The 23784-nt window shown below is 44.2% G+C and carries 26 protein-coding genes and 1 other RNA gene; 1 reads left to right on the top strand and 26 read right to left on the bottom strand.

The window, feature by feature from the left end:
- Nucleotides 1-112: 112 nt before the first annotated feature.
- Complete coding sequence (locus H8Z77_RS03350; RefSeq protein ID WP_186996185.1) at nucleotides 113-1261, top strand: AraC family transcriptional regulator; 1149 nt, start codon at nucleotides 113-115, stop codon at nucleotides 1259-1261.
- On the opposite strand, the gene H8Z77_RS03345 is transcribed toward H8Z77_RS03350, so the two are convergent.
- The 26 genes from H8Z77_RS03345 to H8Z77_RS03220 form a co-directional block, all read right to left on the bottom strand.
- Nucleotides 1253-1507: a helix-turn-helix domain-containing protein gene (locus H8Z77_RS03345; protein ID WP_069988750.1), complete on the bottom strand. Its 255-nt coding sequence runs from the start codon at nucleotides 1505-1507 to the stop codon at nucleotides 1253-1255. The two genes, H8Z77_RS03350 and H8Z77_RS03345, sit on opposite strands and share 9 nt — an antisense overlap.
- Complete coding sequence (locus H8Z77_RS03340; RefSeq protein WP_069988749.1) at nucleotides 1504-3258, bottom strand: VirD4-like conjugal transfer protein, CD1115 family; 1755 nt, start codon at nucleotides 3256-3258, stop codon at nucleotides 1504-1506. Before H8Z77_RS03340 ends, H8Z77_RS03345 begins: the two co-directional genes overlap by 4 nt.
- The gene (locus H8Z77_RS03335) at nucleotides 3237-4664 is read right to left on the bottom strand and encodes a DUF3991 and toprim domain-containing protein (RefSeq protein WP_159427370.1); all 1428 of its coding nucleotides are present in this window, start codon (nucleotides 4662-4664) and stop codon (nucleotides 3237-3239) included. Before H8Z77_RS03335 ends, H8Z77_RS03340 begins: the two co-directional genes overlap by 22 nt.
- A gap of 17 nt (nucleotides 4665-4681) precedes the next feature.
- The gene (mobP3, locus tag H8Z77_RS03330) at nucleotides 4682-5971 is read right to left on the bottom strand and encodes a MobP3 family relaxase (RefSeq protein WP_069988747.1); all 1290 of its coding nucleotides are present in this window, start codon (nucleotides 5969-5971) and stop codon (nucleotides 4682-4684) included.
- A complete protein-coding gene (locus tag H8Z77_RS03325; RefSeq protein WP_069988746.1) occupies nucleotides 5959-6381 on the bottom strand; it encodes a hypothetical protein in 423 nt (140 codons plus the stop codon). Before H8Z77_RS03325 ends, mobP3 begins: the two co-directional genes overlap by 13 nt.
- Nucleotides 6382-6656: 275 nt before the next feature.
- Nucleotides 6657-7415, bottom strand: coding sequence for a Fic family protein (locus tag H8Z77_RS03320; RefSeq protein WP_069988745.1), 759 nt, complete (start codon nucleotides 7413-7415; stop codon nucleotides 6657-6659).
- A 190-nt stretch (nucleotides 7416-7605) separates the two neighbouring features.
- A complete protein-coding gene (locus tag H8Z77_RS03315) occupies nucleotides 7606-8604 on the bottom strand; it encodes a hypothetical protein (RefSeq protein ID WP_069988744.1) in 999 nt (332 codons plus the stop codon).
- Complete coding sequence (locus H8Z77_RS03310; protein WP_069988743.1) at nucleotides 8601-10430, bottom strand: VirB4 family type IV secretion system protein; 1830 nt, start codon at nucleotides 10428-10430, stop codon at nucleotides 8601-8603. The genes H8Z77_RS03315 and H8Z77_RS03310 overlap by 4 nt, the downstream gene beginning before the upstream one ends.
- A 53-nt stretch (nucleotides 10431-10483) precedes the next feature.
- Entirely contained in the window at nucleotides 10484-11056 is a 573-nt protein-coding gene (locus H8Z77_RS03305) for a hypothetical protein (protein ID WP_083256437.1), read from the bottom strand.
- 2 nt (nucleotides 11057-11058) lie between these two features.
- Nucleotides 11059-11319 (bottom strand): hypothetical protein, encoded by a 261-nt coding sequence (locus H8Z77_RS03300; protein WP_069988741.1) that lies wholly within the window; start codon nucleotides 11317-11319, stop codon nucleotides 11059-11061.
- 8 nt (nucleotides 11320-11327) lie between these two features.
- Complete coding sequence (locus H8Z77_RS03295; protein WP_338061266.1) at nucleotides 11328-12260, bottom strand: conjugal transfer protein TrbL family protein; 933 nt, start codon at nucleotides 12258-12260, stop codon at nucleotides 11328-11330.
- A gap of 23 nt (nucleotides 12261-12283) precedes the next feature.
- Nucleotides 12284-13474, bottom strand: a complete 1191-nt coding sequence (locus H8Z77_RS03290; protein WP_186996184.1) for a DUF4240 domain-containing protein — start codon at nucleotides 13472-13474, stop codon at nucleotides 12284-12286.
- A gap of 139 nt (nucleotides 13475-13613) precedes the next feature.
- Nucleotides 13614-14195, bottom strand: a complete 582-nt coding sequence (locus tag H8Z77_RS03285) for a DUF4240 domain-containing protein (RefSeq protein ID WP_186996183.1) — start codon at nucleotides 14193-14195, stop codon at nucleotides 13614-13616.
- Nucleotides 14196-14208: 13 nt separating this feature from the next.
- The gene (locus tag H8Z77_RS03280) at nucleotides 14209-14538 is read right to left on the bottom strand and encodes a DUF3852 domain-containing protein (protein ID WP_186996182.1); all 330 of its coding nucleotides are present in this window, start codon (nucleotides 14536-14538) and stop codon (nucleotides 14209-14211) included.
- Nucleotides 14539-14552: 14 nt separating this feature from the next.
- A complete protein-coding gene (locus H8Z77_RS03275; protein ID WP_286165415.1) occupies nucleotides 14553-18464 on the bottom strand; it encodes a SpaA isopeptide-forming pilin-related protein in 3912 nt (1303 codons plus the stop codon).
- Nucleotides 18465-18504: 40 nt separating this feature from the next.
- On the bottom strand, nucleotides 18505-18678 hold the full coding sequence (locus H8Z77_RS03270; RefSeq protein WP_141720211.1) for an AbrB/MazE/SpoVT family DNA-binding domain-containing protein: 174 nt from the start codon (nucleotides 18676-18678) through the stop codon (nucleotides 18505-18507).
- On the bottom strand, nucleotides 18675-18992 hold the full coding sequence (locus H8Z77_RS03265) for a hypothetical protein (RefSeq protein ID WP_186996181.1): 318 nt from the start codon (nucleotides 18990-18992) through the stop codon (nucleotides 18675-18677). Before H8Z77_RS03265 ends, H8Z77_RS03270 begins: the two co-directional genes overlap by 4 nt.
- Nucleotides 18971-19852, bottom strand: a complete 882-nt coding sequence (locus tag H8Z77_RS03260) for a DNA adenine methylase (protein ID WP_083256436.1) — start codon at nucleotides 19850-19852, stop codon at nucleotides 18971-18973. Before H8Z77_RS03260 ends, H8Z77_RS03265 begins: the two co-directional genes overlap by 22 nt.
- Before the next feature lie 23 nt (nucleotides 19853-19875).
- Nucleotides 19876-20037: a hypothetical protein gene (locus H8Z77_RS03255; RefSeq protein ID WP_159427369.1), complete on the bottom strand. Its 162-nt coding sequence runs from the start codon at nucleotides 20035-20037 to the stop codon at nucleotides 19876-19878.
- 24 nt (nucleotides 20038-20061) lie between these two features.
- Nucleotides 20062-20577, bottom strand: coding sequence for a hypothetical protein (locus H8Z77_RS03250; protein WP_069988735.1), 516 nt, complete (start codon nucleotides 20575-20577; stop codon nucleotides 20062-20064).
- A 3-nt stretch (nucleotides 20578-20580) separates the two neighbouring features.
- On the bottom strand, nucleotides 20581-20934 hold the full coding sequence (locus tag H8Z77_RS03245; RefSeq protein ID WP_069988734.1) for a hypothetical protein: 354 nt from the start codon (nucleotides 20932-20934) through the stop codon (nucleotides 20581-20583).
- Between the two features lie 68 nt (nucleotides 20935-21002).
- Complete coding sequence (locus H8Z77_RS03240; protein WP_069988733.1) at nucleotides 21003-21638, bottom strand: hypothetical protein; 636 nt, start codon at nucleotides 21636-21638, stop codon at nucleotides 21003-21005.
- A 334-nt stretch (nucleotides 21639-21972) separates the two neighbouring features.
- Nucleotides 21973-22337: a transfer-messenger RNA gene (gene ssrA, locus H8Z77_RS03235) on the bottom strand.
- Nucleotides 22338-22340: 3 nt separating this feature from the next.
- Nucleotides 22341-22805 (bottom strand): SsrA-binding protein SmpB, encoded by a 465-nt coding sequence (smpB, locus tag H8Z77_RS03230; protein WP_186996180.1) that lies wholly within the window; start codon nucleotides 22803-22805, stop codon nucleotides 22341-22343.
- 17 nt (nucleotides 22806-22822) lie between these two features.
- Nucleotides 22823-23422, bottom strand: a complete 600-nt coding sequence (gene recR / locus H8Z77_RS03225) for a recombination mediator RecR (RefSeq protein ID WP_069988726.1) — start codon at nucleotides 23420-23422, stop codon at nucleotides 22823-22825.
- A gap of 1 nt (nucleotide 23423) precedes the next feature.
- Nucleotides 23424-23762 (bottom strand): YbaB/EbfC family nucleoid-associated protein, encoded by a 339-nt coding sequence (locus H8Z77_RS03220; RefSeq protein WP_069988725.1) that lies wholly within the window; start codon nucleotides 23760-23762, stop codon nucleotides 23424-23426.
- Nucleotides 23763-23784: the final 22 nt, after the last annotated feature.

Below are 23784 nucleotides of genomic sequence, written 5' to 3'. Positions count from 1 at the left end.
AAAGTGCAAATATCCTTTAAATATTCCTATAAAGTGCAAAATAAAGATTCCTTTCTTAATTGACAATTTAAATATAGAAATATTATAATATGCTGTAAGGAGGAGAAAAAGAATGGATAGAAATATAAAACAACAATTAGAAAAAATCATAATGAATGAAACTACAACTCACAATCAGATGAACAAACTTGCATATCGTATTTTTCATGCAAAAAAATTTGGTTTCTCGATACCAACCGATAAATTTCATTTACCATCCGGTATTTATTTCCAAAACGAACAAAAAATTGTAGTAACAATAGATTATCAACATGATGGTTCTGGGTATACAGCCCCTCATAGCCACGATTTTTTTGAGATGTTTTATGTATACCAGGGTAGCTGTTTTTCTACAATTAACGATGAAGACTGTGAGTTCAAACAGGGTTCTCTATGTATTTACAATTTGCAAGCAAAGCACAGTATCACTATTCCAACCCAAAACGATATTATCTTTAATATTTTAATCCATCCATCCCTCATGCAAAAAACCTTTTTTACCATGCTTTCTGATAATAATAACCTTACAAGATTTTTTATTGAATCCATTCAAAATGGCGATATGGAATCTTCATATTTAATTTTTGATTGTAGCCAAAATAAATCTATTCAATTTTATTTGCAGAATATGATTGTGGAATATTTTACGGGAAAGGACAGCCAGCAGACGCAAAAATATCTTCAAATTTTACTGCTTGGTCTACTGACAATGTTATCCGTAGAATACCAACGTTCTTTTCAAGAAGATCAACAAACTGATATGATTAAAACAAAAATATTAGAATATATTAATACATACTACCAATACGCCACTCTTTCCAGTATGGCAGAGTATTTCCATTATTCTAAACGGAATATGATTTATTATATTTATAAACACACAGGGAAAAAATTCTCCGAACTACAAAAGGAAACGCGTATCAATGCCATCAAAAACTTTTTAACTACTACAACTTTACCAATAAAAGAAATTGCTGACAAAGTTGGCTATAGTTTTAACTTTGCAACAACGGTATTTAAGCAGGAAACTGGTATGACTATGTCCCAATATAGGAAAAAAATAAAAAATGAAATTTCTCTAACCTTGATTTTCTTTTCTGTAATAATATATCTTTACTATGATGAGTTCCCTTTCTCCTGTCATGATGACAGGTACCACCTTCCATCATTTAGGCGTAGCTATTGCGTGGAATGGAAGGTGGTTTTTTCTTATCTATTTTAAGGTGAATAACAGGCTGCTCTTTCCTCCTTTGGATCGATACCGTTGTTCTGTTTCCAGGTATCCGGCCGCGCGAAGGTCATGTAAAGCACGCCGCACGGTGGATTGGGACAGCTTTAAATCATACGCAATGGTTGGGATGGACGGCCAGCACTGGCTTTCCTTATTGGCTCGGTTGGCGAGATATAAATAAACTGACACTGCCCTGTGAGGCAAGTCTGCACAGTAGATGAGATGTAACTGTTTCATGGAAAATCCTTCCTTTCCTTTAATACTGTTTTCCGGTTGAATAATTCCTGAATGGGATTCTGCTCCCATTGCGGTTCCACAGGCTTCCCACACTTTTTAGAAATGGCATTCATCAATTGGTCTTTGGAAGCATATGTGATCGTTCGATTTCCTTGTTCGGGCAGAGCGTATTCTTCCTCAAATATGATCCCCCATTTGAAATACAGTTTTAACTGTACCTTCATGGGATAAAACCCTGTTTTCATCACAATGAACTGTCCTTTTGGCATGCTCTTTAACTCGTCTGGAGTCATCAATGGACGTTCCATCATCTGAAGGGATTGGCTGGGATCGTTTTTCCCTCTGCTGACAGAACCACTTAACACGGTTCGGCTTCCCAACGATTTGGATAGAATTTGTGCTGATTCCGAGTTTGGGGCAAACCCACCAAAGATGGTCAACTGTGTGTTGTCGATGATGATTTCCGCCCCTTCTTTTCCATAGTTCCGTTCCAATTGGGCAAAGGATTGAATGATGGGTACAATGGAGAGCTTACGGGAACGGGAAGCGGAGAACATCATTTCGGCTGATTCTATCCTTGGAAGGGTTCCAAACTCATCGCAGAAGAACAGCACACGGTTCTTCAATTTACCACCTTGTTCATCCGCTACCGTTAAAATCTCACGGTAAAATTGCTGGATCAAAAGGGAAATCATGAAATAGGTGTTGGGATTTTCTTCTGGCATAATAAGGAATACAGCACACTTTTCCTGGCAAAACTGTTCCGCATCTACCTCTGGGTCAAAACAGAGAATCTGCTCCAATTCTGAATCCAAAAAAGCGTTCAATCGGGATAGGGCTGTACTGATTACAGACGACATGGCCTGTTCCGCCGTATTCAACGCCGCCCCAGCGAACCATCTTGCCTTATGGGTGTCCGGCAGCATCTCAATCAATTGCTGGAACTGGTTTTTGCCTTTCTGTTTTGAAGGAGCCAGCAACTCCTGAATGATTTTAAACACCGACACAATATGCCGTTCCTTTGGTTCACAGAACTCCGCAACCAACAGAATGGTAGCTGTCAGCAACCCTTCTGCCGCATCGTAGAAATAGGCGTTCTGTCCAAAAGAACTGGCGTCCATACCGGAGAGGATGATTGTTTTGGCGATGATCTTTGCGTATTTTTCTGCCTTTGCCTTGTAGACCAGCTTGTCAGAATCCAGATAAGCATCCATGTATTTGTTGACCAGATAAAGAAGATTGTTGGAATGTGACCTAGTTGGATTTCTCAAATCAATGACGGATAGTTTGTAACCATAATACTTTTGAGCAATTGTTCCGTAATTTCTGGCGATGTCCCCCTTGGTATCGGTGGTCAAAAAGGACATCCCACAGGCGCAGGCATACTCAATGTTTGGATACATCCAAAATGCGGTTTTACCGACACCAGCAGCTCCAATCATCAGGGCGTGAACATCATCCGTGTCAATCATCGCCATGGTCTTTTTCTTTGCTTTGGTACACCCAACCAGTACCCCCTGGTCGATGGGAAGGGATTTTCCTTTCCGCCACAGGTCTGGGGTAAATGGAAGATGGACATAGGTGGATTTGATTTCCCGTTTGTTTGCCCAGCGTGCTGTCCCATACTGGCCATCCCCAACCGTTTTGGATTTAATTCCATTGAGATTGTACCTATGGGATAAGGCGGAAATGGCCATAAAAAAGACAAACATGATAGCTCCCGCAAGAATTAGTATCGCAATTGGTGGCATGGTTCCTGTTCTCCTTTCATGGATTGGTTTTGTATAGAAATTCCCAGGCATAGGGCATCCAGTCCCAGCTTTAGCACCTGATCTACCTGTTGTTTGATTTCTGATTGGGATAGAACAGATTCCTGTTTGAATTCTTTTGTAATGGTTTCCATCTCACTTTTCATCCGGTTTACGCGAAAAGAATAGCTTCCATTATCTTTATGGGGCTGGTACAGGGAGGCCATCCGTTCCAGATACCAGTGATCCAGTTCCTCAATCCCAAACTGACGGTGGCGGACAATGGAAAAGGCGAGGGTAAACCTCGCCATGTCCAACGTCCGTTCCCAGACTGCTTTTTCATAATTGGGATTGAGTCTTTCCAGCTGTTCTACCATCTGTTCCATGCTGTCACAGCCGTATTGAAGCAACAACTTGGGATGATGAAGGTATTGGTTCAGCATTACCTGATAGTCAAAGTGCAGCGATTTGCAGAGGGATTCTATCATCGTTTGGTTCGGATGATCCACTGCTGGAAGGGATGAAATTCCATGACACGCCTTCAGCTGCTCATTCCAATCTTTGTATTCTTCCGGTTGTAGGAAATGGACAGAACAATCAGATTCATTTTGAATTTGCTCTTTAATCCGGTAACAGCCCTCAATCCCTGCTTTGTCATGATCCAGGCAAAGATAGGCCTCATGAATATTAGGATTTTGCTTGATGATTTTGAGGGCTGCCTGTGCCGCCACGGAACAGAGGGCAACATAGGAATGTTCTTGCCATCCCTGTTGATATATAGTCAGGAAAGACAACAGATCAATGGGGGCTTCAAACACATACAACCGGTTGCTGGTACCAATGTGAGAAAAGCTATATGCGGCAAGGCTGCCGGATACATTCCCTTTGTAGTTGACAGCGGAATGGGTTCCACGCTTATGGGCATGACGGGGCTGTCCATGTTCGTCATACCCCACGAAAACAGCGTTGTGGTTGGTATCCTCATAAATCATGTTCTGTCTCACAAAATAGGAGAGAATGTCTTTCTCAATCCACCGCTGTTTGATGAGATAGGCGTATACTCTGCACATGGAAGGATTCTTTTCTGGCAGTTCAAAGGGTTTCCGTTCTTTTCCCATTGTTAATTGACAGGATGGTGTTTCGGATGCCGATTGTCCAAGAATATATTGCATGGCTTCGGGATAGCTTTTGTGATAGAATCGCCTGACAAAGCTGACGGTATCTCCACCAATCCTCTCATATTGATGGAACCACAGATTGTTCCGGATCGAGATTTTCCCACTGCCATCGTCCCACTGGTATTCGCTTCCCACCTGTTTGGGGTTGATCCCAGAACTGCGGAGCAGCTCTACAATATCGGTGTTTTTGGCACGTTCTTTTTGTTCCTCTGTAAAATGTAGATATGCCATTGTTTTTTCCTTTCTATTCATTTTAAACCCAACTGATGTTTTTTCTCCTGGATCTGTTTTCTGAGTTTTCGGTCTGTCTTGAGCATGGGATCATCTATCCCTATTTTTTCAGAGAAGATACGGGCAAGCTCCTGGAATAACCGTAACACGGAACAGATCACCGCTTTTTGACCATCTCCTTCTGATACCAAAACAGTCGGCACATTTAACTTGAGAGCCTCCTGAATCACAGCGTTCCGGATCGGTTTGAATTCTGGATTTTGAGATAAGGGAACCCGTTTTACAGAAGAGTTGGAGTAGATTCCATGGATGTTTTCTTTCTTCAAATACCACAATTCATAAAGTCTGCTGATTCGTTGGTCTTTGGCAAGTTCGTCCACAATGGAATCCACCAGCCCTTTCACATCCGCTTTCAAATACCCATATACCTTCTTGCCCTTGGTTCTGCTAAGCCGATCCGCAAGTTGTAACAACAATTGTTCGATTTTCTGATTGGTATCACTTCCTGTGCAGATTTGTTCCACGATCCTCTGTGCCATCTGTTTTTCCTCTTGCCGAAGCTGGTTCCGGTATTCAGTCTGTTCCTCATACACCGATTCCAGGTCCCCAGCAAAAATATCTTTTGCCAGGGATGATCGGATGTTCTCCATCCCTTGCCTGGTAAGATATCCCTCATTCTTTACCGTGGAATAGGCGATCAAATGAATGTGGGGATGGTGGCTTTCATTGTGGAACGCCGCGAACCATTTCAAATGTTCCATTGGAATTTTTAAATTGGAAGCCAATGTTTCTGTCTGTGTCCGAAGCAGATCCCTCCACCGGATGCCATTGTCAAATCCCAGCCGTTCTGCATCTTTCCGCCGTAGGGAAACAATCATTGTCCACACATTCCCTTGGTGGGAGTTCAGTTCATCCGACACCTTCTTTAATTGGACAGGGATGTTGTCATCGGTAAATAAGCCATGAGAACCAAACCGTTCTGCTCTGGGGCGGGTGGCAATGTAGTCCACATAGGTTTTGGTGTTTTCTATGGAATCCATATTGTTTTCCAGTGCCTGTGTGATCACCTCAGAAGCCGATCCTCTGTCCATTTTTTTCAGATAGTCCTGGTATTCAAAGGAATCCTTTGTATCTGGAAAATCACAAAGGATCTGTCGAATCAGTTCCTTTTGTTTTTTTGTGGCTGGAAGGAATTTTTGGGTATCGTCAATTTTATCTACCTGCTCCCTTGTGGCAATGTATCGGGCGTATCCACCAAGTTTTCTGTTGGGTTTCAGGTATTTGAATTTGGTGATCAGTCTTGCCACGGATCGCCTTTCTGCCAGTCTATCGCATCCTCAAATTGGAAGGAGCCATTTAACCGTTTCACCTCGTTGATACATTCCTTTCTCAGCCTTTGTAAATCCTCTGGGTTGATCTGACTGCTGGCGGCCACCACATTCATGGCTATGGCAAGTTCTACTGCTAACTTGAATATCATCCGGTTGATTTTATTGTCGCTCTCCGCCACAATCCCCTTGAGGGTGGAGACGAGGATGTTGGGCAGATAGCTACTATTCTGATTGGAGGATAAATATCCTGTATAGAACAGGATCGCCTTTTCGATATATTCGCTTCGGCTGGAGCAATTGTCTTTCTTGTAATACTCCTCGACCAAATCCAGGGAGGACTCCTTCACCCAGAGGGCAAACTTCCGTTTTGGTTCCTTTTCTTCCAAAAAACATCCCTCCTTTTTCTAATTCCGGATATGACCCATAAAGGAACGGCGTATTTCCGGCAGCTTTCCCAGGTTTGACCCATGGGCTGACCCTAAGGCTAAAACACCGACCCATACCCTTTGGATCGAACCGATCCCGCAACGGTCGGCTCTGCCGTCCGATGTATCAGGAGCCGGAGCGACCACCGACCCCGGCTCTTTGTCCTGCTTGATTTTCGACCTTCCATTTTTGGATAAAAAGAAAGACCGTAGAACATTTCTACGGTCTCATTCTGTTACATATTCTGTGTTGGGGAACTGCCCTGTTCCGGTAAAATGGAAAGGTATTCGTCTAGTCGACCTTCTTCCAGCTCTGCAACCATGTCCGCAAAGGGGGTTAGATTTCCATTCACCGCATATTGTTCCAGAGCCTCAAAGTATTCCAGACGGTTTTCTTTTGCAATAGAGATGGGGAGAAATTCGCCTACCATAAGCTGATAGTTCATCAGCATACGGGACGTCCTGCCATTTCCATCCACAAAAGGATGAATCCTCACGAACTCCGCATGGGTCCATGCGGCTAGCTCAATTGGGTTTAACTCTCCCTTGTAAGGCAAATCAGCAAAAAAGGTTTTGACTTGACGGTACATTTCACTGGGCACAGGAGGTTTGAACCCCGCACCGGAAATGCGCACTTCCACATTGCGGTAAATGCCTCCGGTTAAGATATTCTCCATCAACAGAGCATGGATCTCTTTTGTAATTGCCTCATCCAGAGATTTTCCCTCCGCAACGCACCGTCTGACATACGCGAACGCTTTGGCATGGTTGGTAACCTCATAAATTTCTCGAAGGGTCTTTCCTCCCACAGAAAGGCCATCCTCCAAAATTGCTTTTGTCTGGATTAAAGTCAGGGTATTCCCTTCTATGGCAGTGGAGTTGTGGGTGTATTCCACCTCAAAGTTCTGTTCAAAACTTGCGAGAGCTTCTTTTGGGATGGACTCCCATATCCTGTCCAATTGCTCTTTTTTCTGCAACAGCAGCTCATAATTCACGCCTGACTCACCTCACTATATATCTGTCATAATTGTTAATTATAGCATGCTACAAATGAAATGGCAATATTTGAATGATTTTATTTGGAAGTTCAATGACCTTTTTCATTACAACAGATTCCAGTACCAGATATTTCTGTCTATTCCTATCTGCTATTAATTCCATAACTCTATCCTTCCCCTCTTTCAATCATTGATAACGGATACCAGGCATGTAAAACCAGTGGGTAAAACTCCGTTTTGATAACTGTGTCTTGACCACACCCTTTTCGGTGTTCATGGATTCGATTACCGTATCGTTTCCCAGATAGATTCCCACATGCCCTGGCTCCCAGACAATGATTCCAGGTACCTCAGGGATGGTATCGATCGTCCCTTTTTCAGTGGCTGCTTCAAAGGTATTGTTGGCACTCAAATCCTGAATTCCATTTGTACCATAGTTAATTTCTCCGGTATTGGGGTCAAACCATCCATATGCCTTGATCAGCCCAATGCAATCGGCTGTCCGTTTCCCCATCCAGTTCTGACGGATAAAAGATTCAAATGGAACTACCTCATCTGGAAACTGCTGTAGTTTCTGTCGTAGGATTGTTTCGCTTAATACCGTCCCATAGGTTCCATAGACATACCCCCAACCAGTCTGACAGGCTTGTTCTGCCCATGTGGCTAAATCCAGGTTGTTTTTGGTAGTAGGGTCTTTGAATCCGGATGTGTCGATGGCAACTGTTCGGATTCCTGACATGACCTTGGTAAAATCCTCAAACGAAAAAGATGTGCCAAACACCTGGTTGACCAAATCAATCAACTGCTGGTCTGTCTGATCCAAATTGAAACAGGAAACCAGCTTATCCACAAAACCCCCTGATGTGGATTGGTTCCCCAAAGCAAGGTAGAGGATCTGCGCCTCCATGGTGCGGGAAGCAAACCCCTTTTCTCTCATTTTTGTTTCAATCTCCTGGAACATATCTTCCACCTCTTTCATCTGAGCAATCTGTTCTGGTGTTAAGTTTGCTTCCACCTGCTGCGCCACCTGTTCCTTGTCCACCTCAAATTCGCTGTCAGCAATCCCCAACACAACAACGATGGGGATGAGAAGGATCACCACAACCCCCAGGATGATACCGCCCACAGCCTTTCTCAAGTTTTTGTCCATCAATACGGTAATCGCCGCTTTGATTGCCGCACTCATCGTCCCCCTGCCTTTCCAAACAGGGATTGCTTGTATTCACTGGCTATCACCTGCAACAAATAGCGTTCATTTCCGCACCGATAAAGGCAGGTACCACGTTCCGGGTATTTGATCAAATCAAACTCGGACGGTTCCAGCTGCAGGGTATCCAACACCGACTGTACCTCCACATGCCCCAGGTTGAACAAGAACTGATGGGCGGGGATGGAGAACAGGGGTTTTGTGAATTCAGATACCTCAGGGATTAGAAAGTCATTGATATTCTGGCTGGTGATAATAATGGAAGAATCCTTTTTGCGGACACGTTTCATGGCGTTCCGAATATATTCGATGGCTGTCCGGTTGGTCAAGAACAAATAGAGCTCATCAATGGAAGCCACGGTGTTTCCTTTGGCCAACAGCTGGTTGGACATGTAGGACAGGATGTTAAACAGCATGGCGTCCTTCAACCGCTTGTTGGTATCCAACAGCCCTTTCACCCCAAAACAGAGGAACTGTCCATCCCGTATGTTGCTGTGCCCGTTGAAATATTTGGACTCAGAACCCACGCACATGGAATGGAGTCCCAGGCAAACCTGCTGCAGCTCCTGTTCGGTGTACAGGTGTTTTTCTTCTTTCTGGAATACCTGGTATTCCTGCTCACACAATTCATAGAAGTCCTGTAAGGTGGGGTAATTCCTTGACTGCAACTTGGAAAAATCGGTATTGTCGGTGATCTTGAATTGGGTATACAGTTTGGAGAGCAGGAGTTCGATGGTATCAATCTGCGCGTCTGTGAAATCCTTGTAAGACCGAAAAAAGTCTTTTAAATAGGCGATGTGCTGGGACAGGATGGTATCTTTCTGGAAGGCTTCCGGTTGGTCATCTTCTTTTTCTTCCCCAGTATTCCAGAGTTTTGGTTCCAAAGGGTTGATCATGAACTCGCCTGACAGAAAATCAATGTAACTTCCTCCAAGGTTCTCGGTCAGCTCCCTGTATTCCTCCTCTGGATCTAAGCATAGGATTGCCTTGCCGGATTCCCGCAAGTTGGTGATCAGTGATTTCATCAAAAAGGATTTTCCCTGTCCACTGTTTCCCAAGATCAACGCGTTGCTGTTGGTTTTGTCATCCGTCCGTTTGTCAAAGTCCACCAGAATATTGGTGCCATACTTATCCCTTCCAATCAACAGGCCATTGGGGTCGTTTTTTCCAGAATAGTTAAAGGGATAAAAGTTGGCAATGCTGGACGCTGGCAGAACCCGTTCAAACTGCGCTCCAAACTGGTTGACGCCCACTGGCAGAACAGAGAGAAATCCTTCTTTTTGCCGCAGGGTCAATCGGTCAATCGACAGTTTGGAACGGGTCAGTTCCATCTCAATATCCGATTGCAGTTCCTTTAATCCATCCAGATTTTTGGCTCTCAGTTCCAGAAACACGGAACAATGAAGGAGAGGTTCCCGGTTTTTCCGCATGTTCGCCAGCAATTCAATGACATCCTGCAAATTTCCCTCTGCCTGTATGGTTTCGGTCACATCGTTGGCGTTGGACATCATCTTGTTCCTTCTGGCGGCGTTCTGGATGATCTTCCTCTGTTCCAGATTGGTGACCATTCTGGTATAGATATGCAGGGTTACTCCTTGTTTGTCCGCCAGTTGGGACAGAATCGCCTGTTCCTCGGTGGAAGGGGGGTATTCCCGTATCACCCAAACACAGCAGACAAAGTCCCCCACATAGTAATGGTCGTTTTGAAATTTGATGGTACTGGGTAAGACCATGTCAAAGAAATCCTTGGTTCGGATTTCTTCCAGTTCTTCTTCAGTCAATTCCTTTTTTCGTTTCAATAACATAGCATCATCCTTTGATTCAAAAACGGCAATGCTCATTGGAATTGCCGTGTCATTTATTGTTCCATCTCAAAGTGTTGAACGCCATCCACATCTGGCATTTGCTCTCCAGTAATTGCGGTGCCAAAATAGATGGCAAACATCTGCTTGATCCCCTCTTTGTCCATCCGTTTCACGTCAAACCCCTGTTCTTCCATCACCTTCTGGGCACGGTTGCTCTCCTGGAACACTTGATCCTCTTTCCTGTTCTGCAGTTTTAACGCAAAGAAGAACTGCCTGGCATTGGCCATTTCAACCTGAATCTGATCCAGATATTCCATGTCTTTTTGCAGTGCCTGAACCACAAATGGGTTCTTTTCCTGTTCCAACCTCCCTTTGATAGATTCCTGGTTCTGATCAAACCGTTCGTTGGAATCCATACAGACCATCTCCAGTTCTGGTATGGCCGAAAGTGTCATCAACAGATGGTGTATTTTTGTTTCCACACTGGTACGGGACAGCACCGAGATGTTCACAGGGGAAACAGAGAAGAAGATCACCTCATATTTTCCAACGGCAATCCCATAGTCGGTAAAGCTGCTGATCCCAATCAAATTCTGTACTGAACGTCCTTTTTTCTTTTGTTTCATGGTTACCTCCATTCAAACGTCTGTTCTGTGAGGATAAAATACCGCACTGCGTACCGGATAAAGTCCAGGATGGTCACCTCGCTCAGGCGGATGGTGAGAAAAGCGTAACAGATACTCAGTGCCAGCGGCAAAACAAACCCCAGCTGTACCAGGGAGAGGACGGAGAGAAGAAGTGCGATACAGAGGATGGCGAAATCTCGTAAACTCCACAGCCAGAGGTTTGCGGCTGCCTTTAGGTTTTGCGGGTAGATATATTTTTTCATACTTCCTCCTATTTGATTGCGTGTACGATATTCCGGGTTAAATTCACCGCCGTTGTGGTGGCGTGAACTACGCTCATCATATTCACCCTCGCGCTGGAGTCCAAACCGAACTGCTGAGCGATTCTTGGGATTTCATTGGCCGCCAGCATAACCCCCAGCCCCAGCAGCATATTGTTCTGGAAGGTGAACAACCCCAAGAGAAGCAGGGTTGTCTGCATAAAGGCGGTGAAACACAGGGCCATAATCTGTTTGCACCATTGGGTGAATCCATCGGAATACCCACGGGGCAGGGAAAACAGATAGAGGCTACCCACTCCGATCTGGATCAACAGGATACCGCCCCGTTTGATATTCGCAAAAAATATTTTTATGATACAATAGGCAAAAGCGATCATGGATAGAAGATTGAATATGCTGGAATACACCTGGTTGGACACGGAAAAGAACCCGTCCAGGATACTCATACTGGTTCCAGCTATATCAGCGGATTGGTTTCCCGCAAATATGGCGGACAGGTCATGGGAGAAGGTGTTTTGCAGACTGATACAGAACTTGTACAGCTCCACTGGTACAGTACCCATCAGGCTGGCGGCAAAAAATCCTTTTAACAGATTCAATACAGACGTCTTGATATCCGCTCTCCCGGACTGGTACTGGATAGCAAGGTCGAATACGGCCACCACCGAACCCACCAGAAACAACGCCCAGCCTAACAAAGTAAAGAGCTGGATTGCCGCTTCAATCCAGCTCAATTCAAATATATCCGCTCCCATATTTCCCATCATTAAGAAAAAGTCAGCGATTGCGTTGTAGATCGCCTCATAAATCCATTGAAGCATAGTATCCCAGATCACGCTGGATATCTCTTCTCCTATCCCTCCAAACATCCCCATCACGGTATCCGCGATTCCTCCAACCAAATCTCTGAGCCATCCAAACAATTAGCTTCACCTCCAGTATTATTTTAAATTTGAATTGAACCTGCTTCAATATCCAGTTCCTGTCCTGGCGTATCTGAAAACAATTTTGGCAGAATGGATTCCAGTTCAGAAGGATTGTTTTTCCTTGTAACGCACATTTTATATATTGGTGATTCTATATAGCTCAATGGTTTTCTTAAAAGGGAAATATGATCCAGTACCTCTGGTGGGTAAAGTTCCTTCTCCTGTTTAAAGCTGTAGTACAATTGCCGCATGGTTGACAGGATATCCATATCTTTGATTACAGCGTCAATTACTGTACGGTTCATTGTATCGATCATCTCGTCCATATTCTGGTCCAGATGCTGGTCAAGTATCTCCATTTTTTCCTTGTGTGTGCTACAGGAAATGGCTTCTGGGTCAACCAGAATGGTGATGGGCTTCAGAGGTTTATCACATTGGTAAAACCCAATCACACGTTCCATTTCAGGATGAATATCAAACCCTTTCTCTAATAAATAACATTCTGATAATTTCTGCAGAGGGTGGTCCAGTTCCAGCATTTGTTCCAGATATTCTTGCGGGTATAGGTGATTGTTCTTCACGAAATTATCATATACGATCTGTATACTGCATATCTGTTCCATCTGTTCGAGCAGTTGTGTCCGATTCCGGTTCATCCCCAGCCAACTGTATTGGTATTGATCATATTCTTCTTCTAGTTTTTTACACAAACTCCGAATCAGATGATACTTCTGGTTCAGTTTGGGGACAAATTCCGTCAAATTGGAATCGCTCCAATCAGGTGAAGCGGCTGGGTTCAAGTGAATATTACCCATCATTTCCAGGTTCGCTTTTTCTTCGAATGCTTCGCTGGTAGCAGACCCGTAATACTGAAATTTTGCTTTTCCTTCTGGAATGCTGTAATTGACCAGGGAATCAGGATTGTGTAAAGCGTCAAAATACATTTCCTTTCCCTGAGCGACCAGCCAATTACAAAAGTAACGGAAGGATGCCTGGTCATGAGATAAATTGACCGCTTCACACGCTGCCAGCAAATCATTCCGGTCAGCCAACTTCACATAGGTGTCTTTGATTTCAATCCATTGTAGAATCCTCATTGAGGGTAATTCCATGAGCTTTTTCTTGGTAGCTGATATCACTGCGTCCTCGTCATTGCTGTCCACTGTTGCGTTGATTTCATCAATGAATTTCCAAAAGATATCCCTTTCCATACCATTCTCCCTTCTTTATATACTAGATATCTCTTCCCCTATCCCTTCAAAAATTCCCATCACGGTATCCGCGATTCCTCCAACCAAATCTCTGAGCCATCCAAACAAATGGCTTCACCTCCATTTCTTATTGAATCAATCACTGCTGTAGTTCCATTCCTGAAGATTCCAGCTCTTCCGAATTGTATTTCCGATAGAGTTTTGGGACAATCTCAGGAAGCTGAGAATACTCCCAGTCAGACGGGATATCTGGTTTTAGATGGATCTCTGCCCGGATGGACCGTTCCACCTGTTCTTCCAAAGGATACTCCTTTTTCTCACGAAAAAGGTCTCTCCCAGTTTTGATTTCATACGCTTCATTGGCGATCCATCCATAATGCTCAAAGTTGGCGCTTCCCTTTGGGATATCATAGTTTGCCAAGGAATCAGGATTGTGTATGGCGTTGAGATAGATTTCTTTTCCCTGGGAAATCAGCCAGTAACGGAAATCAATAAATCCATCGGTACTGCTATGGGACAATGTCGCCGCGCAAGCCGCCCACAATTGATTCCGGTTTGCCAGATATCGATACGTTTCTTTGATCTGATCCCACTGGGCTATCTCGCTTGGGGGCAGTTCCATGAGTTTTTCTTTTGTGGCTAATAACACTGCTTCCTGGTCATTGCGGTCTACCTTTGCGTTTACCTCATCGATTAAATTCCAAAATGCATCCTTATTCACGGTATCTCCCCTCCTATACAATCGTCCAGATATATAGCGGGGCGGTGAGGGTAAAAATCAGGCAGGCAAACAAAATCGCTGGAGCCGTGAACTCAAACTGTCCATGACGTCGATAATCAAAGTACGCCGTACCCAATTTCACAAACAGTAACACTGCCAGCACCATATCGACCACGGGGAATACCACGTTGTCCACCACTGTGGTGATCTCATCCTTGGCCGACGTCCAGGTCTGTTCAATGGCGTTGGCCACATTCCCCTCCGCCGCAAATGCGGGGAGGGTGAACAGAAAAACACAGAAGCATGCCGTGATCAATACCAGTAACCATTTTGACTGTTTCAATCATAGTTCCTCCTTTATCGATTCTTGTTTTTTACCTTGATGATAATCAGGGCAATGACGCCGCCCAATACCACAGCGCAAAGGCCAATCCAGAATCCATTGAGGGGAATGTCCCCTGTAGGTGGTGTTTCAATGACTGGCGAGGGTTCTTTCTCATTGGTCATGACCGCTTTGACAATCTGGCCATCCTCTGTAATTTCAAACGCATAGGGCGTAGTATCCATCTGGTATCCGTCTGGGGCGTCGAATTCCTCATAGGTGTAGGTTCCATATTGGAGTTGGAATCGGGCAATCCCATTCTCATCGGTATATCCTTCCTCTACTATCTCACCAGCTTCATTGCGGATGCGAAACCCTGCGTTGGAAAGCGGCTTTCCATCCACTAGATCGGTTTTGGTAATCTCCAATTCCCCATAGATATGCCGATTTTCTACCTCAATCACAACCAGATGTTGATCCTCTGACACTGTGACTGGATAGGAAGTTTCATTGAGCACAAAGGATGGGGCTGGCTGTAGTTCACGGACAATCCATTCCCCATACGGAACATCGGAAAACCTGAAGAGCCCAAACACATCGCTGGTTGCTGTGGCAATTGCGGTTTCCTCTGTAAACTCTGTTTCCTCTGGTTGGAATAAGCCGAACAAGGCTCCTTCAATGAAATTGCCATCTTCATCCACCTTCTTGCCCTCTACTGTCCCACGGATGATTTCATTTTCAATGGGTTCTCCATTGTTGACTGAAATCTCTATTACTTCCATGCTCTGATCGGATACCACAGTATTCACAGGATACTTGGTGGAATCCAAAATATATGATGGAGCCGTCTCGTATTCCTGCACATAGTAGGAATGGTTTACTGGCAAATCAGACTGGAAGGCTGCCGTCCCATTTTCATCGCAGGAAACCAGTTCGATCAAACCATCTTTGGGTATTACGCTTCCATCTTCTGCCTGGATTTCTTCTGTGGCATAGATTCCAAATACAACGGATTGGAGTTCTCCTTGAATGCCAAACAGTTCGTCCTGTTCCATAGCTTTGTTCAATCGAAGGGATACTTTCTGCCGCTGGTTGTAGATGGATTCCTCCAATTCCGTCACTTCCACTTCCTGTCCCGCATAGGTGAGCTCCACTGTATGAGGTTCTGGTTTTACCATCCCTGCTGGAACATTTGTTTCTTCCATCTGATAGCTGCCCAGGTACAGTTCCTTGCTGGACGCGATTCCGTTTTCATCGGTGGTGATGGTGTCCACCACCTCGCCTTTTGGATAGCGTACCGTCCCATCCAATGTCACGATATCTTCTGCCGCTGTAATCCGGAACTCTACTCCTGACAAATGATGTTCCTGGTACACAGGCTGGTATCTTCCATCCTCTGTCTTTATCACAGAAGAAAAGAGTTCGCCAGTCTTTTGGATGGTGATCGTTCCTTTCTGTGGGGTATTGTATTTTTCCACAGTAATGGTGGTTTCTGTCCCATCTACGGTAAAGGGAACAGGTGTTTCCGACAATACATACCCATAGGGGGCTTGCTGTTCCACCAATTCGTAGTTTCCCACTACCAGAGGTTCCGGCAGCATCAGCTTCCCGTTGGAAGTGGTGTAAAAGGTATCGATCTCTTCTGGTGTTGGATAGTTGACATGCTGGGTGATGAACTCTCCGGTGGACAGGTCACGGACTTTGAACCCAATCCCAGACGCCGCGATGATTCTTCCTGTTTCACTGTCCTTCTTGACAATTTCAATATCCGATTTGAAAACTGCGTTGTTGATGAGGTAGCGGTATACTTTCCCATCTTCCTGAATGAATACATCAAATTCCGGCATCAACTCTGTCCCTTGCGCACCTTTGGTCTGTTTCACCGTGTAAATGCCATAGGGGAGGGCTTTGCTCTCCGCAAATCCATTCTCATCTGTGGTCAACAGATCCCGTTCGGTTTCCTTTGACTGCTCATAGCTTCCTGATTGTTTGAGGAACAGCTGGAACTCCGCCCCCTGTTCTGGCGTTTCAATTTGAGTGTCCCCATCATCGTGATGTTTGATGATTTGGATGTTTCCCTTGATTACTTTTTCAATGGCTTGCATAGACAATGGATTGTATTCCACTTGGAAATTCCCAGGCTCCGCACCGATAAAATAGGTTTCATCATTTAAGAGATACCCTTCTGGGGGTTGAATTTCACGGATCGTCCAGTTGTCCCCACAGGAATACCAATCGGTGGTGAAACTGCCGGAGGAATCAGTGATATACGTATCAACCAATTCCCCTCCACGGTACAATCCATAGATTGCCCCCGCAAGGGTAGCGTTCCCCTGGGTAATTCCTTTTTCTAATGCCCTCATTGGTTCCAGTGTATCTTGATCCACTTTTTTCAGGGTAACGGAAAACTTCTTTAACACATTTTCAAATTGGTATTCGGTTGTCTGATTCCATTCCACCACAGCATTCTGGGGTTCTGGTATGACATATTTTTGATCAGTATCCACTTCTTCCAATGTGTAGGACTGCCCGATGAAAAGATCCGAAAAAGTGGCAACTCCATTTTCATCGGTTACTGCGTATGCGTTGACCTTATCTCCAGATTGGGAAGTGCCATACAGATGGAATTTGATCCCTTCCACAAACGAATCTTCCGAACTTTTTATGACCTTTAATCCTCCACGTTTCAAACTATTGTTGAAGGTAACGGTGCTGGTTCTTCCCCCAATGACGGTGACCTGTTGTGGTTTCTGTGGCTCATAGTTCTCTGAGGGTAGTTCGGATACCGTATATTCTCCTGGCTGGAGGTTTGGGATCAGGATTTTTCCTTCGCTGTCCGTGTAATAGGTTCCGTTTGTCCCATTTCCTTCTATTGTGAAACCGATATTTTCGATCTTGTCGTCTTCCGAGGTTTTGATAATTTCCACGCTTCCATAATTGGTTTTCACATTCAGGTAACCTACAATTGGATCGCTGATGGTTTCCCCGTAGGTGGCAATGTCCTGCCCTCCTCCTGCGTTTGGATCTATGACATGGTCTGTCCAGACCAGCACCCCTTTTCGGTTGGAGTTTTGTTTGTTCGCCGTAACCTGGACTGGATCTGCAAGAGGAGTTGGGGAAGTGATGGTCAATTGATCCCCGTTTTTCGAAAAAGACAATCCAGTTCCGCTGAATTCAAAATTGGAAAGGATGTTGTTCCCATCCTGAATGGTGGCCGCATACTGGGTTCCATCCCATGTGAGTTCCACGGTCTGCGCCTGTTCCGGTGTTCTGGAAAAACCGCCTGGTAGGGTAGTATGCTGTTTGACCTTGTTTGCGGTATCGTTATAATGGCTCATAATCAGGGAATAGAGGGGATGGTTTGGCTGGATAGCTTCTAATACATTGGACGCCCCTTTTGCCGCAGCGTCAATCTTATTGAAATCCACATCCCGTTCCCCAACGCATACTTCCCAGATCAACAACTGGGTTGCCAGATACTGTGCCGCTTCATCCGCCCTTTGGGGATCAGTGGACACCCAGTTCAAGCTGTTGTTCCCACACCAGCCGTTGATCATAATCCGTCCAATATATGTTTTTATCTGGTCTGGGGTCAACACGTCATTATATTGGGAAGGATAGTTGTTCCAGAAATCTTCTCCTTCTCCTGAAAGTCGGTCGCCTCCTTTTAAAGCGATTCCTGGCTCAATACAGTAACAGCTTTTCCCCTCATACCCGTCCACCGAGATGACAGTAGCATGATCTGTTTCTTTAAAACTCCATCCATTCAGCAGATTGATGTTGGAATGACCCCACCCCTCCTTGTTGGGGTCATTGGCTCTTGGCAGGTTGATGATGGAGACAATTTTTTCTTCCGCTGCTGATGCTGTCATACCCAATGTGATAGAGCAGAATGTCATCACCATTGCCAACAACAGGGCGACACTTTTTTTCATACAGGTTTTCATAAGAACCTCCTAACATATATCTTTCGATCTGCTTTCTCAATCATTTACTCCTATTTTTGTGGCAGTCACAGAGCCGTTCTTTGCGAAGGATGATTGTGTTATGATCCCTCAATTCAAACGACAGGATATCGTTCTCTGACAGCCCCATTTGAATTTGGAATCGGAATGGGATTGTAATCCTTCCTTTTTTCCCTAATATCCGGTAGATCCTCATTCTTGGCTCCTTTCACATCTGCGGCAGGGGCAGGTTTCGCATTCATTTCCGCAGCTCTCCGCATAGGGGCAGAATTCATTTTCATTCAGCACATGGAGGATGATCCGGTCATCACTCACATAGGACTCAAAGAGGTTGTCCGGGGTTAAATTTTCGTACTCATCAAATCTTGCCCCGATCTCTTTTAAATCCCCTTTGGAGACCGAAAACAACACATCCCCCTGCTGGATCGCTTCCAGCAAAGATTGGAGCAACCTCTGCAGCTGCTCCAGCTTATCTTGATCTCTTGGCCTTATCTCTGGAATGGGTTCCATACAATCTTCCTTTCTTTCATAATTTCCTCATACCCCTGCTTTCCATTGTCAAACAGGGAGATTTGGTTGGACTGTTTTAATTTCTCTGTGGTGTCATAATTGCTGATCAGGTATTCGACGTACATTTTTCCCGCCTCATACCGCTGTGCCATATTGCTCAGCCGTTCCATTTCCTCTATCATAAACTGGCTGGTCGCGTAAAGCTGGTAAACCACTGGGCATGCGTTGTAGGAGATCAGGATTTTCCCCTGCAAGGCACGGGCTGCGTTGGCCAATCTTTCATGGTCTTTCTGCCCAAAGTTTGCGTTGTCGTAATAGGTTTCGGTTTCTACATATGGGGGGTCCGCGTAAAACAGGGTATTGGGGCTGTCATACCGATGGATCAGTTCCTCGAAATCCAGGTTTTCCACTACAACTCCATTGAGCCTTTGGCCTGCCAGCTTCATTTCTGGAAATCGTGACCATAGACTGCATGACCTTCCTCCATAGCTTTTCAATCTGGCTGCGTAGCTGAACTTGATCTGCTGGTAGTAGTATGAGGCTCGCTCTATATCACTTAGACCAACTGGGTTTTTTAACAGCAACCGAATCCGTTCAAATTCTTCCCTTGCGTTCAGTGCTGGGGTCAATGCGTCAATCAATTCTTCCGGCTGATCCCGGATACAGCGGTACAGGTTGACCAGGTTATGGTTAAAATCATTGATCACCTCCAACTGTGATCGGTTTTTATGAAAAAACACCCATGCTCCTCCCGCGAACAATTCCGCATAGGTGTTCTTCTCATATCCGGCTGGAAACCTGTCCACAATGATTTCCCTCAACAGCTTTTTTCCTCCCACCCAACAAATTGGGCTGTTCAATCATGGTAACTCCTTTCATAGCTTTATTCCCTCCGATGATTCTGTTTTCCCAGTAAATATCTGATTTGATCCAATTGGAGCAGCACTTCTTTGCGGAACTCATAGCAAAAAACAAGAAATACTGCCAAACCAATTGCCATCAACCCTTCCAGCAATAGACCTAATAACGCGAAATACAATGTCATATCGTTTTCAATCCTTTCTTGTTGTCACATCTGCAATGAAACAGGTTCCATATCTTCTGATTGGTTTGTATATTGGGAATACTTTTGCAGGTCGATTTGCAGCAACCCGCCACACACAATTCCGCAGCCTACATGGTTGTTCAGATATTGTTCTCCTATCTTTTGATAAGTTTCATAAGTTGGATTTGCTGTTGCTTGATCTGACAGCAATCTACCCAAGGTTTTCACGTCCGGTACATCCGGCGTGTATTGGAAATATTCCATACATTTTGTCAAATCCAACGCCGAACGGACGTCATGGCATTTGGTGTATTCCATCATGGCATTCAGTTTCTCTTTTTCCTCTGGACTGAATCTGGACAGTTCTTTGCTCAGCTGTTTCAGGCTGGGAAGGTCATCCGGCGATAGTTTCTGAAACCGTTCGGTAATCTCATCTGGGTTCGCTATCTTCAGGACGCAGTTGGGAGGAATCCCTTCCAACCATTGTGGCTCGATTGGCATTGCAATCTCCACCGTCCGTTTTTCCATATCTCGTTTCATTCTCTATTCCTCCAATACTTTTTTGCCATGCCTACCAATGCACAAAGCTGAACAAACCAGACGGAACAGTTCCTCTGGAAGGAGGTTCCGATTGGCTAAATCTGAGATGGAGACCAGTTCTGTCCCGCAATACAGGTCTTTGGCCACCGCAAACAGGGTATATTCCGTTGGCTTTAAACTTCCCAGAGACATATTCTCAAAATCAATGCTATCTCTTGTCACTCTGGCAGAGGCAATCTGCCAAATGGAGGGCTCCGCTGTCAAAAGGTACACTGTTGCCAATAGATTCCTGTTTTTCTGGTTCATCCTGTCTATTACCTGTTCAAATATTTTTCTATGCTGGTTCTCGGTATACATATTTTCTGTTCCTCACTTTCCGGGCAGAAAAAAAGCAGGTAAGATTTTCTCTTACCTGCTTCTTTCTTTTACATGGATAAATAGCTTCCTTCTTCTAAATCTTCCTCCTGTTCCTCCGAATCGGTTTCCTCATAATCTTCATATTCTTCCTCTCCTACATCAAAATCAGATGTTTCCTCATTCTGATCAAATTCCTCATTTTCTGATTCACCTCCCATTTCAGATTCTTCTGTTTCTTCCTCATCAAATCCTTCTGTTTCCACACCCCCTGATTCTTCGTCAAAACCGGTTGTTTCTTCCTCAGTTGGTACTTCCTTGTCTTCTTCGATTTCCTTTCTTTCTAGGGCTTCACTGTCCCTCTCTATTTGTTCCTGTTCCCTTGCTGTCCGCATTTGTTCCAGTTCCTCACTGACTCGTTCCAGCTCATCCTCAATCAACCCGATCACGAATTCTTTTTGGGTTATCTTCCTCCCGCAGTTCTGCTCATGCCAGGTCAGATATTCCTTCACTTTCTGGAACAGATCTTCGCTCACCTGGAACGCCAATGTCCTTGTGTTTCCCACTGTCTGCTCATTCCTTTCATAATGTTCTAAAATCAACATCTCAACAAATTTGCTCATTGTCATTCCCTTGGTTTTCATTTCTTCGCTGATCTTATTGTGCAGTTCCAAGGGTATTTTGCAGGTGAGCCCTTTGGTTTCCATCCACTCTCCCTCCTTCATGATGTTCTACTTTTATTTGTTTCTTTGATTGTTTCTTAGTTTCTAATCTTCAATACCTCCTTTAATTCAATATGTACTTTTCTTACTTATTTCACAAAAAATTAACTTTTATAAATGAAAAAAGCAGATAAAAATTGCTTTTTATCTGCTTATTATCTTTTCTATTTTTTTATTCACATGAGTTCAGATCCTCAAATTATGAATTTTTTATGAAATATATCTATGGTTCGTGATCTGCGAAATCTCTCCGCTAAAACGAAAAAAAGCCCGAAATCTCGGGCTTTTTTTGGGTGATATCTTTTTTGTACACCTAACATGGTGGAGATGACGGGAGTCGAACCCGTGTCCAAAAAACGATTCATATAGTTTTCTACGAGTGTAGTCTGTTAAAGAATGTCTCCTGGAAACTATTAACAGACAAACTGTTGCCAGGATAAGCCTTCATTAGACCTTATTCCAGTCAAGGCACCCTGGATAAAGTTCACCACAAATAAAATAAGCGTGTTAGGCGACGGGTGGTCAGGTCATCCTAAGACGGGCAAGCTTAATTAAGCTGCGCAAAGTTCGTTATAGCTATTATTATTTTTAGCGTTTAAAATTTAGGTATGCCTTTTATAGAGCTGGCATCTCCTCTACTCGCTTACCATACTTCACATTCCCTGTCGAAACCGTTGCATCCCCATATTAATAACGGGAGCGTTCTTTCATGGCGCGATCCATTTCACGTTTCGCATCACGTCTGGCAATGTCAGCACGTTTATCATATAATTTTTTCCCTCTACATAAGCCTACTTCCACTTTTACCCTGGAATTTTTAAAATATAACGACAAAGGGATCAAAGAATATCCTTGCTGTTTGACTTGATCAAACAGTTTCATAATCTCTTTTTTGTGCATTAATAATTTACGTACACGCAAAGGGTCGCGGTTAAAGATATTCCCTTTTTCATAAGGGCTAATGTGCATATTGTGGACAAAAATTTCGCCGTCCTCAATATAGCAAAAGCTATCTTTGAGATTCACGCCACCCTGACGTAAAGACTTTACCTCGGTTCCCACCAATTCAATTCCCGCTTCCAGGCTTTCCTCCACAAAATAATCGTGGCGAGCTTTTCTGTTCTGCGCAATTATTTTTCCGCCTTGTGGCATAAATCTCACCTCACTTGTTATATTTCGTTGCGGTTTTCCAATGCTTTGGACAAAGTCATATCATCCGCATACTCCAATTCCCCACCAACGGGAATTCCATATGCCAGCCGTGTTACTGTTACATCCAAAGGTTTTAACAATTTGGAAAGGTACATGGCAGTCGCTTCCCCCTCAATGGTCGGATTGGTTGCCATAATCACTTCATGAACCTCTGTATCCTGGATTCTTTGCAACAGCTGCTTAATACAAAGCTGTTCTGGTCCAATCCCATCCATGGGAGAGATTAAACCATGCAATACATGGTATACTCCATGGAAACCCCGAGCGCGTTCAAACGCAATCACATCCTTTGGTGTTTCCACAACACAAATTGTGGTATGATCCCGTGTTACATCCGAACAGATATCACATACAGGTTTCTCCGTGAAGTTTTGGCAGATTTCGCATTTTTTAATCTTCTCATGTGCTTCTAAAATAGAATTTGCAAATTCTGTTGCATCCTCTTTGCTCATCGTCAACACATAAAACGCCAAACGCCACGCGGTTTTCATTCCAATTCCAGGCAGGGAAGCAAACTGTTCCGCCAATTTTTTTAATGGGATAGCTTCGTGCGCCATATTACATCAAACCTGGGATGGAAATTCCACCAGTAATTTTCTGCATATCTTCTTCTGATTTTGCTTCTACTTGAGCCATTGCTTCATTAATTGCACTGATAATTAAATCTTGCAACATTTCCACATCATCTGGATCTACTACTTCAGGTTTAATGTGCAAAGCAGTTACTTCTTTTTTTCCGCTCACAACGGCTTCTACAACGCCGCCGCCTACACTGGAAGTAAATTCCATTGCTTCTAATTCAGCTTGAGCTTGCTCCATTTTCGCCTGCATTTCCTGTGCGCGTTTTACCATATCATTTACGCCGCCACCGTATCCTTTTGGCAATCTTGATTTCATGTTTTGTTCCTCCAATATTATG

The organism is Clostridium facile (assembly GCF_014297275.1).
Taxonomy (GTDB): Bacteria; Bacillota; Clostridia; order Oscillospirales; family Ruminococcaceae; genus Massilioclostridium; species Massilioclostridium facile.
This window is presented reverse-complemented; position numbering and strand designations above follow the sequence as displayed.